The sequence below is a fragment of the Roseateles sp. P2_H4 genome (assembly GCF_056403315.1).
This window is the reverse complement of sequence record NZ_JBFUFR010000030.1, coordinates 15,721-28,531: the sequence shown is the minus strand read 5'-3', so window position 1 is coordinate 28,531 and position 12,811 is coordinate 15,721. Positions and strand designations below refer to the sequence as shown.

The 12,811-nt window shown below is 68.2% G+C and carries 8 protein-coding genes and 1 tRNA gene; 6 read left to right on the top strand and 3 right to left on the bottom strand.

What is annotated here, in order from left to right; genetic code table 11:
* Window positions 1-40 precede the first annotated feature (40 nt).
* The 6 genes from AC1DW3_RS21190 to AC1DW3_RS21165 all read left to right on the top strand — a co-directional run bounded on the left by AC1DW3_RS21190 (window position 41) and on the right by AC1DW3_RS21165 (window position 5,098).
* A complete protein-coding gene (locus AC1DW3_RS21190; protein ID WP_477934567.1) occupies window positions 41-1,783 on the top strand; it encodes a tetratricopeptide repeat protein in 1,743 nt (580 codons plus the stop codon).
* On the top strand, window positions 1,780-2,298 hold the full coding sequence (locus AC1DW3_RS21185; RefSeq protein WP_477934565.1) for an outer membrane lipoprotein LolB: 519 nt from the start codon (window positions 1,780-1,782) through the stop codon (window positions 2,296-2,298). The genes AC1DW3_RS21190 and AC1DW3_RS21185 overlap by 4 nt, the downstream gene beginning before the upstream one ends.
* On the top strand, window positions 2,295-3,188 hold the full coding sequence (locus AC1DW3_RS21180) for a 4-(cytidine 5'-diphospho)-2-C-methyl-D-erythritol kinase (protein WP_477934563.1): 894 nt from the start codon (window positions 2,295-2,297) through the stop codon (window positions 3,186-3,188). The genes AC1DW3_RS21185 and AC1DW3_RS21180 overlap by 4 nt, the downstream gene beginning before the upstream one ends.
* A 40-nt stretch (window positions 3,189-3,228) precedes the next feature.
* Window positions 3,229-3,305 (top strand) — tRNA-Gln (locus AC1DW3_RS21175).
* 65 nt (window positions 3,306-3,370) lie between these two features.
* Window positions 3,371-4,333, top strand: a complete 963-nt coding sequence (locus tag AC1DW3_RS21170; protein WP_477934561.1) for a ribose-phosphate pyrophosphokinase — start codon at window positions 3,371-3,373, stop codon at window positions 4,331-4,333.
* 144 nt (window positions 4,334-4,477) lie between these two features.
* Entirely contained in the window at window positions 4,478-5,098 is a 621-nt protein-coding gene (locus tag AC1DW3_RS21165; RefSeq protein ID WP_477934559.1) for a 50S ribosomal protein L25/general stress protein Ctc, read from the top strand.
* A 51-nt stretch (window positions 5,099-5,149) separates the two neighbouring features.
* On the opposite strand, the gene AC1DW3_RS21160 is transcribed toward AC1DW3_RS21165, so the two are convergent.
* Genes AC1DW3_RS21160 through AC1DW3_RS21150 form a run of 3 tightly spaced genes read right to left on the bottom strand, consistent with a single transcriptional unit; the run spans window position 5,150 to window position 12,769 of the window.
* Window positions 5,150-6,535 carry an efflux transporter outer membrane subunit gene (locus AC1DW3_RS21160; protein WP_477934557.1) on the bottom strand — a complete coding sequence of 462 codons (1,386 nt, stop codon included), beginning with the start codon at window positions 6,533-6,535 and terminating at the stop codon, window positions 5,150-5,152.
* A 4-nt stretch (window positions 6,536-6,539) separates the two neighbouring features.
* Window positions 6,540-9,653, bottom strand: coding sequence for a multidrug efflux RND transporter permease subunit (locus tag AC1DW3_RS21155; protein WP_477934555.1), 3,114 nt, complete (start codon window positions 9,651-9,653; stop codon window positions 6,540-6,542).
* Window positions 9,650-12,769, bottom strand: coding sequence for a multidrug efflux RND transporter permease subunit (locus AC1DW3_RS21150; protein WP_477934553.1), 3,120 nt, complete (start codon window positions 12,767-12,769; stop codon window positions 9,650-9,652). The genes AC1DW3_RS21155 and AC1DW3_RS21150 overlap by 4 nt, the downstream gene beginning before the upstream one ends.
* Window positions 12,770-12,811 lie beyond the last annotated feature (42 nt).

Genomic DNA, 12,811 nt, shown 5'->3' with positions numbered 1-12,811 from the left:
GGCTGGAAATCATAATCAGCCCCTGCCCCCTGGAGTTCGAATGCCCCTGCCTTACCGTCGCGTGATCGCCGCCGCCGCCCTGCTGGCCGTGCTGCAAGCCCACGCCCAGGATGTCGCCCCCAGCGCGCCTGCCGAACCGACTGCCAACTCGGCCATGGACGCGCCGCTGTTCTACCAGCTGCTGATCGGCGAGCTCGAATTGCAGAACGGCCAAGCCGGCGTCGCCTTCCAGGTGCTGCTGGATGCCGCCCGCCGCACCGGGGACGAGGAGCTGTTCAAGCGCGTCGTCAACATCGCCGTGCAGGCCCGCGCCGGCGACCAGGCCCTGATGGCCGCCCGCGCCTGGGCCGAGACCGTGCCGACCTCGTCGGAGGCCCTGCAGAACTGTGTGCAGCTGCTGGCCGTCATGAACAAGCCCGCCGAGGTGCCGACGCCGCTGGCCAGCCTGCTGCGCGTCGCGCCCGCGCCGCAGCGCCCCAGCCTGATCCTCGCGCTGCCGCGCCTGTTCCAGCGCTCGCCCGACCCCAAGTCCGTGCTGACGGCGCTGGCGCCGGTGCTGCAGACCCAGACCGGCCCGCTCAAGCCCGCCGCCCTCTATACGGAGGCGCGCCTGGCCATCAATGCGGGCCAGAGCACCCGCGCGCTGGCGCTGACCCGCGAGCTCAACCAGCTCGTGCCCGAGAACGACGACGCGATGCAGTTGGCCGTTGACCTCATGCCCACCGAGCCGCAGGCCGAGGCACTGATCACCGCGCGGCTGCAGCAGAACCCCGCGCAACACGGGCTGCGCCAAGCCTATGCCCGCTCGCTGATCCTGACCCAGCGCCCGACCGAAGCCGCTCGCGAGTTCCGCCTGCTGACGGAGGCCACGCCCGACAACCCCGCGCCCTGGCTGGCCCTGGGCGCCATCGAACTGGAGCTCAAGCACTTCGCCGCCGCCGAGACGGCCCTGCGCGAGGCGCTGAAGCGCCTGGACACGCCGGCCTCGGGCACCGACGCCGAGATCCGCGCCCGCGGCGAAGGCCGCCAGCAGGCCTGGCTGATGCTGTCCCAGACCGCCGAGCAGCGCGGTGACTTCAAGGCCGCCGAGGCGGCGCTGCAGAAGGTCGACGGCAACAGCCTGGAGCTGCGCTACCGCCGCGCCAGCCTGCTGGCCCGCCAGGGCAAGCTCGGCGATGCGCGCAAGCTGCTGCAGCCGGCCGCCGACGCCAGCGACGCCGACGCCCGCGCCACGCTGCTGGCCGAGGCCCAGTTGATGCGTGAGCAGCGCGACTACGCCGCCTCCCTCACCGTCCTCAAGGCGGCGACGACCCGCTTTCCCGCCGACCCCGATCTGGTCTACGAGCAGGCCATGATGACCGAGAAGGTCGGCAAGTTCGACGAGATGGAGACGCTGCTGCGCAAGGTCATCGAGATCAAGCCCGACTATCACCATGCCTACAACGCCCTCGGCTATTCGCTGGCCGAGCGCAATCTGCGCCTGCCCGAGGCCAAGCAGCTCATCGAGCAGGCACTCAAGCTGGCGCCTGGCGAGCCCTTCATCGTCGACAGCCTGGGCTGGGTGGAGTACCGCCTGGGCAACCTGGGCGAGGCCACCAAGCTGCTGCGCCAGGCCCATGGCAGCCGGCCCGACGCCGAGATCGCCGCCCACTTCGGCGAGGTGCTGTGGGCCAGCGGCGCGGAAGAAGAGGCCCGCCGCGTCTGGCAGGACGCCGCCCAGCGCGAACCGCGCAACGAGGCCCTGCGCGAAACGCTGGACCGGCTGAAGGTCAAGCCGCGATGAGACGCGTCGCCACTCTCCTGCTCGCCCTCGCCTTGGCCGGCTGCGCCCAGCTGCCGCAGACGCCGCCGGCCGCATCGGCCGAAGCCCGGCTCGGTGGCCGCATCAGCGTGACCGTGGCCGGCGACGTGCACAACCGCGGCACCGGCGGTGCGGCCAGCTTCGAGCTCTTTGGCGGCCCGCAGGCCGGCCGGCTGGAGCTGACCTCGCCGCTGGGTGCGCTGGTGGCCCGCGCGAACTGGCAGCCGGGCCGCGCCACGCTGCAGACACCCAGCGAAGAGCGCCGCTTCGATGACCTCGATGCGCTGACCCGCGAATTGCTCGGCGAGCCCGTGCCGATCGCCGCCCTGTTCGACTGGCTGCAGGCCCGCCCCTGGCCGGCCGCGCCGCATCAGAAGACGCCGGGCGGCTTCGAGCAACTCGGCTGGCGCATTGAGCCCAAGCTGCCCGCCCTCGTCGCCACGCGCCTGGCCGCGCCCACCGTCACGCTGCGCGCCAGGCTGGACAGCGGCGAATGAAGGCGCTGCACGACCTGGCCGCGCCCGCCAAGCTCAATCTCTTTTTGCACGTCGTCGGCAAGCGGCCCGATGGCTATCACCTGCTGCAGTCGCTCTTCGTGCTGGTCGACTGGGCGGACACGCTGCATGTCGAGGCCCGCTCCGACGCGCGGCTGCGGCGTCACGACGTGCTCGGTGGTGACCTGCCGGCCGACGATCTCTGCCTGCGCGCCGCGCGCCTGCTGCAAACCGAAACCGGCTGCACGCTCGGCGCCGACATCCACCTCGAGAAGCGCCTGCCCGCCGGTGCCGGCATGGGCGGCGGCTCGTCCGACGCCGCGACGACACTGCTGGCGCTGAACCGCCTGTGGGATCTGCGCCTGCCGCTGAAGCGCTTGCTCGCTCTCGGGCTCAAGCTCGGCGCCGACGTGCCCTTCTTCCTCGGCGGTGGGCCGGCCTTCGTCGAAGGCATAGGCGAAATGCTGCACCCGCTGGCCTTGCCCGAGCAGCGCTTCGCCGTCATCAAAGGCCCGGCCGGACTGGCCACCAAGGACATCTTTTCAAGCCAACTCTTGGCAAGGAGCGAAAACCTGGCTATAGTCGCGGGCTTTCCCGCCCTGGCTGGAACTGCAGAAAACCTGGTTACAGGCTTTGGTCGAAACGATCTTCAGCCCGCAGCCGAAAGTATCAGCAGTGAAGTGCGAGATGCGTTGGTTCTGATGTCGAAGCGATTCGGCAACGCCCGGATGACGGGCTCCGGGGCCGCTGTGTTTTCAGTGCTCGCCGGAGATGGAAAAAATGGCAATGACGACCAGTCCCTGGCGACACTGCTGCAGGCCCAGCCCGCAGCATGGACCGGTCGAATCTGCCGCAGCTTGGCTCAACACCCGCTTGCGGGCTGGGCTGACTGAAAACGTTTATGGGGTGCAGCAGCTCTGCTGTGTCCTGTGTAGGGGAGTCGCCAAGTTGGTCAAGGCATCGGATTTTGATTCCGACATGCGAGGGTTCGAGTCCTTCCTCCCCTGCCAAAGTTTTTCTGTAATTCGCTGAACCGGCTTGCGCTTCAGCGAGCCACTGACACCAGAGGCTCCAAGTGCTGCTCAACACGGTTCTCTTCACCGGCAACGCGAACCCGGTCCTCTCCCAGGAAATGGCGACCCATCTCGGTCTCGAGCTGGGCAAGGCTGTCGTCGGGCGTTTCTCCGATGGCGAAGTCGCCGTCGAGATCCAGCAGAACGTGCGCGCCCGTGACGTCTTCGTCATCCAGCCCACCTGCGCGCCGACGAACGAGAACCTGATGGAGCTGCTGATCATGGCTGATGCCTTGAAGCGCTCCAGTGCCCGCCGCATCACCGCCGTCATCCCCTACTTCGGCTATGCCCGCCAGGACCGCCGCCCGCGTTCCACCCGCGTGCCCATCTCGGCCAAGGTCGTCGCCAACCTGCTGGAAACCGTCGGCGTCGAGCGCGTGCTGACCATGGACCTGCACGCCGACCAGATCCAGGGCTTCTTCGACATCCCGGTCGACAACATCTACGCATCGCCGGTGCTGCTGTCGGACCTGAAGAGCCGCAACTACCAAGACCTCGTCGTCGTTTCGCCCGACGTCGGCGGCGTGGTGCGCGCCCGTGCGCTGGCCAAGCAGCTCGGCTGCGACCTGGCCATCATCGACAAGCGCCGTCCGGCCGCCAACGTGTCCGAAGTGATGCACGTCATCGGCGAGATCGACGGCCGCAACTGCGTGATCATGGACGACATGATCGACACCGCCGGCACCCTGGTGAAGGCGGCCGAGGTGCTGAAGGCCCGCGGCGCCAAGAGCGTCTTCGCCTATTGCACCCACCCGATCCTGTCGGGCCCGGCCATCGAGCGCATCGCCGGTTCGCAGCTGGACGAAGTCGTCATCACCAACACCATTCCGCTGACCGACGCGGCCAAGGCCTGCAAGAAGATCCGCCAGCTGTCGGTGGCCTTCCTGTTTGCCGAGACCATCCGCCGCATCTCTGATGGCGAGTCGGTCACCTCCCTTTTCTCGGAACAAAACAACAATTTCTAGTCAGTCCGAGTAGGGTCCCTCCCGCAAGCGGGGCCCTCCCTTTTCTCCGAGCAGAACAACTTCTGATCGGAATACATGGCTGTCGCAAGACGGCTTTTTCAAACGGCGCCTGGTCGCGGGTGCCGTTCTCTTTTGGAGAAAACCATGAAGTTTGTCGCTTTTGAGCGCAAGTTGCAGGGGACCGGAGCGAGCCGCCGCCTGCGAGTGGCCGGCAAGGTGCCGGGCATTGTTTTTGGCGCCGGTGAGCCCGTCATGATCGAACTCGATCACAACGCGCTGTTCCACGCCCTCAAGAAGGAAGCCTTCCACAGCTCGCTGCTGGACATGGAACTGGCTGGCGCCACCACGCAAGTGCTGCTGCGCGATTTCCAGATGCACCCGTACAAGCCGCAAGTCCTGCACTGCGACTTCCAGCGCGTGGACGGCACGACCAAGATCACGAAGAAGGTGCCTTTGCACTTCATCGGCGAAGAAACGTCCGTGGCCGTCAAGACCGACCACTGCACGGTCAACCACGTCGTGACCGAGCTGCTGATCACCTGCCTGGCCAAGCAACTGCCCGAGTTCATCGAGGTGGATCTGTCTGGCCTGACCCAGGGTCACTCGCTGCACGTCAACGACATCAAGCTGCCGGAAGGCATCAAGGTCGTGACGCACGGCAAGCCGAACCCGGTCATCGCCACGCCGATCGCTCCGGCTGCTGAAGAAGTCATCGTCGTCGCCGCTCCGGTCGCCGACGACGGCAAGAAGAAGAAGAAGAAGTAATTTCTTCCCGGCTTCATGCCAACGACGAGGGGCTCCGCAAGGAGCCCTTTTTCATTGCGGCGGCAGCCGGCCGCCCAGGTTCTTCAACAGCAGATTGGCCGCCACGAGCTGGCGGTTGCGGGAAGACAGCAGATTGCCCTCGGCCGACAGCGCCGAGGCCTGGGCGGCACTGACGTTGAGGAAGCTGACCGTGCCGGCGCGGTACTGGGCCAGCACGATCTCGAGATTGCGACCCGCCGCCTCGAAGGCATCGCGCTGCAGCGCCAGCGCGGCGCCGGATTCGGCGAACTGCACGAGGTTGTCCTCGACCTCCTGGAAGGCCGTCAGCACCGCCTGGCGGTAGTTGGCCGTCGCCACGTCCGCCGAGGCGCGGGCCTGGGCCGAGGCCAGCTTGCGTTGGCCGCCGTCGAAGATGGGCTGCGCCACCGCCGCGCCAATGCTCCACAGCAGATTCGGTGCCGACACGAGGTTGGACCAGGACGAGCCGCGGTAGCCGGCGCTGGCCGACAGGTCGATGGAGGGGAAGAAGGCCGCGTCGGCGATGCCGATCTGCGCATAGGCCGCTGCCTGGCGGGCGCGCGCGGCGGCGATGTCGGGGCGCTGGGCCAGCAGCGCCGACGGTACCAGGTCGGGTACCGGCGGCAGCTCGGGCAGGCGCGCGTTGGGCAACAGCTGGAACTGGCCCGCCAGCTTGCCGACCTGGGTGGCGATGGAATGTTCCAGCTGGGCACGCTCGGCGCGCATGTCGCTGAGCTGGGATTGCGCGCTGCGCAACTGGGTGCGGGCCTGCAGCACATCGGTCTGCGCGACGACGCCGCTGGCGTAGCGCACCTCGGTCAGCTCCAGCGCGCGCTGATTGGAAGCAACCGTGCGCTCCAGCAGGGCCTGCTGGGCCTCGGCCGTGCGCAGCGCGAAATAGCTCTGCGTCAGCGTCGCCTGCGCCGACAGGCGCAGCGCGGCGAGGTCGGCCTCGCTGGCCCGGTAGTTCGCGCCAGCCGCCTTGACGCCTTCGGCCAGGCGCCCCCACAAGTCGATCTCCCAGGCCGCGTTGGCCGTCAGCGCGTTGTTGGTCGATACCGTACGCTGGCCGTTGCCGTTCTCGGCCGTCGCCGAGCGGGTGCTGCTGCCGTTGACCGACAGCGTCGGGAAGATGGCCGAGCGGCTGGCGCCGAGCACCGCGCGGGCCGACGTGACCTGGGCCAGCGCGGCGGCGAGGTTCTGGTTGCCGACGACGAGGTCGGCCTGCAGGCTGTCCAGCACCGGGTCCTTGAACATCGTCCACCAGGCCTCGGGGACGGTCACCTCGGGCGCGACGCGGCGCCATTCGGTGGAGCCCGTGAAGGTGGCCGGCGGTGCGGGTTCGGCGGGCGGATGCGGGGCCGTGATGGCGCATCCGGCGAGGGCCAGGACGAGAGGAAGAAGAGCAGTCTTCAGCATGGCTTCAGGTCGCGGTCTGGAGGACATTGGCAGGGGCCGGGGCTGGCTGGCGCTTCTTGCGGCTCAGCCTGTCCATGCAGCAGAACACGACGGGCGTGGTGTAGAGGGTCAGCAGCTGGCTCAGCAGCAGGCCGCCGACGATGGAGATGCCCAGCGGCACGCGCAGTTCGGCGCCTTCGCCATGGCCCAGGGCCAGTGGCACGGCTCCGAAGACGGCAGCCACCGTCGTCATCAGGATGGGCCGCAGCCGCAGCAGGGCCGCGCGGTAGATGGCGGCACCAGGCCTCAGCCGGCTGCCACGCTCCTCGGCCGCGCGCTGGGCCGAGATGGCGAAGTCCAGCATCATGATGGCGTTCTTCTTCACGATGCCGATCAAGAGGATGACGCCGATCAGCGCAATGATGGTGAAGTCGGTCTTGAAGGCCATCAGCGCCAGCAGCGCGCCGACGCCGGCCGACGGCAGCGTCGACAGAATCGTGATCGGGTGGATGAGGCTCTCGTAGAGCATGCCCAGCACCAGGTAGATGGTCACGATGGCCGCGAGGATGAGCAGGGGCTGGGACTTCAGCGAGGCCTGGAAGGCCTGAGCCGTGCCCTGGAAGCTGCCGCGCACCGACACCGGTGCGCCGCTGCCGGCCACGGCGTCGTTGATGGCGGCGACGGCGTCCGACAGCGACACACCTTCCGAGAGGTTGAAGCTGATGGTGCTGGCCGGCGTGCCGCTCTGGTGGTTGACCGACAGCGGCGTGTTCGTCACCTCGACGCGTGCCACCGCCGACATCGGCACCTGCTGGCCGGCGCTGCTCGTCAGCATCATCCGGTCCAGCGTCTGCGGGCTCTGCAGCCAGACGGGCGCCAGCTCCATGACGACGCGGTACTGGTTCAGCGGGTTGTAGATGACGCCCACCTGGCGCTGGCCGAAGGCGTTGTTCAGCGTGCCGTCGAAGGCGCTCATCGTGATGCCCAGTCGCGCCAGCGCATCGCGGTCGACGACGAGAGATGTCTGAGTGCCCTTGTCCTGCTGGTCGGTGTTGACGTCGGTGATCTCCGGCACCTCGGTCAGCGCGCGGCGGATGCGCGGCTCCCAGGTGCGCAGGTCATTCAGGTCGTCGGCCTGCAGCGTGTACTGCAGCGAGGCGTTGGACTGGCGGCCGCCGATGCGGATGTCCTGCACCGGCGCCATGAAGAGGTTGGCGCCCGGCACCTTGGCCAGCTTGCCGCGCAGCCGGTTGATGACGGCATCGATGCTCTCCTCGCGCTCGGCCTGCGGCTTCAGGCTGATGAACATATTGGCGCTGTTGCGCTGGCCGCCACCGGTAAAGCCGGTGACGTTGGCCACCGCCGGGTCGGCGCGCACGATGTCGTGGAAGGTGCGCAGCTTGAGCTGCATGGACTGGAAGGAGGAGGCCTGGTCGGCCTGCACGCCGCCGATCATCAGCCCCGTGTCCTGCTGCGGGAAGAAGCCCTTGGGGATGGTCATGTAGAGGTGCACGTTCAGCGCGACGACGCCGGCCAGTACCAGCAGCGCGATGGGCTGATGGCGCAGGGTCCAGCGCAGGCTGCGGCGGTAACCGCGCATCAAGCCTCGCTGCAGGCGGGCCAGCCAACGGCCGAAGCGGCCCGGCTTCTTCGCCTGGGCATGCGGCTTGAGCAGCGTCGCGGCCATCATGGGCGTGGTGGTCAGCGACACCACCATGGACACCAGGATGGCCACCGACAGCACGACGGCGAACTCGCGGAACAGCCGCCCGACGATGCCACCCATGGCCAGGATGGGGATGAAGACGGCGATCAGGCTCAGCGAGATGGAGACGACCGTGAAGCCGATCTCCTTGGCCCCCTTGAGCGCCGCCTCCCGCGGCGGCACGCCGCGCTCGATGTGGCGCGAGATGTTCTCGAGCACGACGATGGCGTCGTCGACGACGAAGCCCGTGGCCACCGTCATCGCCATCAGCGACAGGTTGTCGATGCTGTAGCCCAGCAGGTACATGAAGCCGCAGGTGCCGGCCAGCGACACCGGCACGGCCACCGCCGGCAGCAGGGCCGCACGGAAGCGCCGCAGGAAGATGAAGACGACGACGATGACCAGGCCGAAGGAGATGGCCAGCGTGCGCTGCACTTCCTTGATGCTGCCGCGGATGGTGGACGTGCGGTCCATGACGACGTCGACATTGATGGCCGGCGAGATGGAGGCGCGCAGCTGCGGCAGCAGGGCCCGCACGGTGTCGACGGTCTTGATGATGTTGGCGCTGGGTGCCTTGTTGAGGATCAGCAGCACGGCCGAGCGGCCATTGGCCAGGCCGTCGTTGCGCAGGTCCTGCACGCTGTCCTCGATGGAGGCCACGTCGCGCAGCTGCACGGCGGCGCCGTTCCTGTAGCTCAGCACCAGGGGTGCGTAATCGCTGGCCAGGCGGGCCTGGTCGTTGGCGATGATCTGCCAGGTGCGGTCGCCGCTCTCCAGCTGCCCTTTGGGCCGGTTGGCATTGGTCGCGACGATGGCTGCCCTGACCTGGTCCAGCGAGATGCCCTGGGCCGACAGCTTGTTCGGGTCCAGCTCGATGCGCACCGCCGGCAGCGCGCCGCCGCCCACGCTGACCTGGCCGACGCCGTCGACCTGCGACAGCCGCTGCGCCAGTACGGTGGAGGCGGCGTCGTACATCTGGCCGCGCGTCAGCGTGTCCGACGTCAGCGCGACGATCATGATGGGCGCGTCCGCCGGGTTGACCTTGCGGTAGCTCGGGTTGCTCGGCATGCCGGTGGGCAGCAGCGCGCGCGAGGCGTTGATGCCGGCCTGCACGTCGCGGGCGGCGCTGTCGATGTCGCGGCTGAGGTCGAACTGCAGCGTGACGCGGCTGCTGCCGAGCGACGAGGACGAGGTGATCTCGGTGACGCCGGCGATGCTGCCGAGCGTGCGCTCCAGCGGCGTGGCCACGGTGGCGGCCATGGTGTCGGGGCTGGCACCGGGCAGGGAGGCGCTGACCGAGATGGTCGGGAACTCGACCTGGGGCAGCGGCGCAATCGGCAGCAGCAGATAGGCGATGGCGCCCGCCAGGGCCAGGCCGCAAGTGATCAGCGCCGTACCGATCGGCCGCTCGATGAAGACGCGTGACGGGTTCACGCCGCGGCCTCTGCGGGTTTACGGCCGCGCTTCAAACGCGCAGCCAGCGCCGCGAAGCCGAGATAGATGACCGGCGTCGTGAAGAGTGTGAGCAACTGGCTGACGATGAGGCCGCCAACCATGACGACACCCAGTGGATGGCGCAGCTCACTGCCCACGCCCGAGCCCAGCATCAGCGGCAGCGCGCCCAACAGCGCTGCCATCGTCGTCATCAGGATGGGCCGGAAGCGCAGCAGGCAGGCCTCAAAGATGGCGTCGCGCGGAGCCTTGCCGTGGTCGCGTTCAGCCTCCAAGGCGAAGTCGATCATCATGATCGCGTTCTTCTTGACGATGCCGATCAGCAGCACGATGCCGATGATGGCGATGATGTCCAGGTCGAGGCGGAAGGCCAGCAGGGCCAGCAGCGCGCCGAGGCCGGCCGAGGGCAGCGTGGACAGGATGGTCAGCGGGTGGATGGTGCTCTCGTAGAGCACGCCCAGCACGATGTACATCGTCACGATGGCCGCGAGGATGAGCAGCAGCGTGCTCGTCAGCGACGCCTGGAAGGCCAGGGCCGCACCCTCGAATCGCGTCTCGACGCTGAGTGGCAGCTGCAGCGCATCGACCTCGGTGCGGACGGCCTTGACCGCCTCGCCGAGCGAGGCGCCGGGCGCGAGGTTGAAGGACAGGGTCGACGACGGGAACTGCGCCACGTGGTTGACGGCCAGCGGCGCCAGCCTCTCGCTGAAGCGCGCCACCGAGCTGAGCGGCACCTGCACGCCACCCGCACCGGGCACATAGAGGCGCTTCAGGCCGTCCAGGCCCTGGCGGTACTCGGGTGCCACTTCCAGGACGACGCGGTACTGGTTGCTCTGCGTGAAGATGGTCGAGATCAACCGCTGGCCGAAGGCGCTGTACAGCGCGCTGTCGATGGCCGCCACGCTGACGCCCAGCCGCCCGGCCGCATCGCGGTCGATGTCGACGTAGGCCTGCAGGCCCTTCTCCTGCTGGTCGCTGGCCACGTCGACGATCTGCTTCAGGCCGCGCAGCCGCTCCAGCACGGCCGTCGTCGAACGGCTCAGCTCGGCGGAGTCCGGCGAAGACAGCGTGAACTGGTACTGCGTCTTGGCGATGCGGTCTTCGATGGTCAGGTCCTGCACGGGCTGCAGGTACAGCGCGATGCCGGGCTCGTCGGCGGCCGCGTCGGCGATGCGCCGCGCCACCTCGGCCGCGCTGGCGCCACGCCCCTCCTTGGGCTTGAGCGAGATCTGCAGGCGGCCCTGGTTCAGCGTCGTGTTGCCGCCGTCCACGCCGATGAAGGACGAGACCGTCTCCACGGCCAGATCCTTCAGCACGCGTTCGGCCAGGCGTTGCTGGTGCTCGGCCATGGCGCTGAAGGAGGTGGACTGCGCCGCCTCGGTGATGCCCTGCAGCTGGCCGGTGTCCTGCACCGGGAAAAAGCCCTTGGGCACCAGCAGATACAGCACACCGGTGAGGCCCAGCGTCGCGATGAAGACGATCAACGTCGCGGCCGAACGGTCCAGCACCCAGTTCAGCATGCGGCCATAGCCGGCGATGGTGTCGTCGAAGGCCTTGCCCACGCGACGCCACAGCCAGCCATGGTCCTCGTCGTGCTCATGCTTGAGCAGGCGCGCGCACATCATGGGTGTCAGCGTCAGCGACACGAAGGCCGAGATCAGGATGGACACGGCCAGCGTGATCGCGAACTCGTGGAAGAGACGGCCGACGACGTCGCCCATGAAGAGCAGCGGGATCAGCACGGCGATCAGCGACACCGTCAGCGAGATGATGGTGAAGCCGATCTGCTTGGAGCCGGTCAGCGCCGCGTCATAGGCGCTGACGGCCTCACCGCCCTCCTCCATGTGGCGGGCGATGTTCTCGATCATGACGATGGCGTCATCCACCACGAAGCCGGTGGAGATGACCAGGGCCATCAGCGTCAGGTTGTTGATCGAGAACCCTGCCATGTACATGACGCCGAAGGTGCCCACCAGCGACACGGGCACGGCCACCGCGGGAATGATGGTGGCCGGCAGGCTGCGCAGGAAGACGAAGATGACGCCGATGACCAGCACGATGGCGAACAGCAGCTCGTGCTGCACGTCGGTCACCGAGGCGCGGATGGTGGTGGTGCGGTCGCTGAGCAGCTGCACGTCCAGCGAGGCCGGCAGGCTGGCCTGCAGCTGGGGCAGCACGGCGCGCACACGGTCCACGGTCTCGATGACATTGGCGCCCGGCTGGCGCTGCACGTTCAGGATGACGGCCGACACGCTGGACTTGCTGGCCTGGCCGGCCCAGGCGGCCAGGCGCAGGTTCTCGGCGTCGTCCACCAGCTGGGCCACGTCCTTGAGGCGCACCGCGTTGCCGTTTTTGTAGGCAATCACCAGATTGGCGTATTCAGATGCGCTGCGCAGCTGGTCGTTGGCGTCCAGCGTCGAGGCGCGCAGCGGGCCGTCGAAGCTGCCCTTGGACTGGTTGACGTTGGCGCCCGAGATGGCCGTGCGCACATCATCGATGGACAGGCCGAGCGTGGCCAGCGAACCCGGGTTGGCCTGGATGCGCACGGCCGGCCGCCGGCCGCCAGCGATGCCCACCAGGCCCACGCCCGGCACCTGCGAGATCTTCTGCGCCAGGCGGCTCTCGACGAGGTCATGCACGCGCGTGATGGGCAGCGTCGTCGAGCTGATGGCGATGGTCAGCACCGGCGCGTCGGCCGGGTTGACCTTGCTGTAGACCGGCGGCATGGGCAGGTCGCTGGGCAGCAGATTGCTGCCGGCATTGATGGCGGCCTGCACCTCCTGCTCGGCCACGTCCAGGGCCAGGCTCAGCTCGAAACGCAGCGTGATGACGGAAGCGCCGCCCGAACTGGTGGACGACATCTGCGCCAGGCCCGGCATCTGGCCGAACTGGCGCTCCAGCGGCGCGGTGACGGACGAGGTCATCACGTCGGGGCTGGCACCGGGGTACAGCGTCGTGACCTGGATGGTCGGGTAGTCGACCTCGGGCAGGGCCGACACCGGCAGCAGCCGGTAGGCCAGGGCGCCGGCCAGCACGATGGCCAGCATCAGCAGCGAGGTCGCGACCGGCCGCGCGATGAAGAGACGTGACGGGTTCATGGGAAGCTGCGAATGGACTCTGCGCGGCCGAGCAGACCGTCG

Bases quoted from the DNA above. Each gene is read 5' to 3' on its own strand.
- AC1DW3_RS21190 (WP_477934567.1), top strand. From the start codon at position 41: ATGCCCCTGCCTTACCGTCGCGTGATCGCCGCCGCCGCCCTGCTGGCC.
- AC1DW3_RS21185 (WP_477934565.1), top strand. From the start codon at position 1,780: ATGAGACGCGTCGCCACTCTCCTGCTCGCCCTCGCCTTGGCCGGCTGC.
- AC1DW3_RS21160 (WP_477934557.1), bottom strand. From the start codon at position 6,535: ATGCTGAAGACTGCTCTTCTTCCTCTCGTCCTGGCCCTCGCCGGATGC.
- AC1DW3_RS21150 (WP_477934553.1), bottom strand. From the start codon at position 12,769: ATGAACCCGTCACGTCTCTTCATCGCGCGGCCGGTCGCGACCTCGCTG.
- AC1DW3_RS21180 (WP_477934563.1), top strand. From the start codon at position 2,295: ATGAAGGCGCTGCACGACCTGGCCGCGCCCGCCAAGCTCAATCTCTTT.
- AC1DW3_RS21165 (WP_477934559.1), top strand. From the start codon at position 4,478: ATGAAGTTTGTCGCTTTTGAGCGCAAGTTGCAGGGGACCGGAGCGAGC.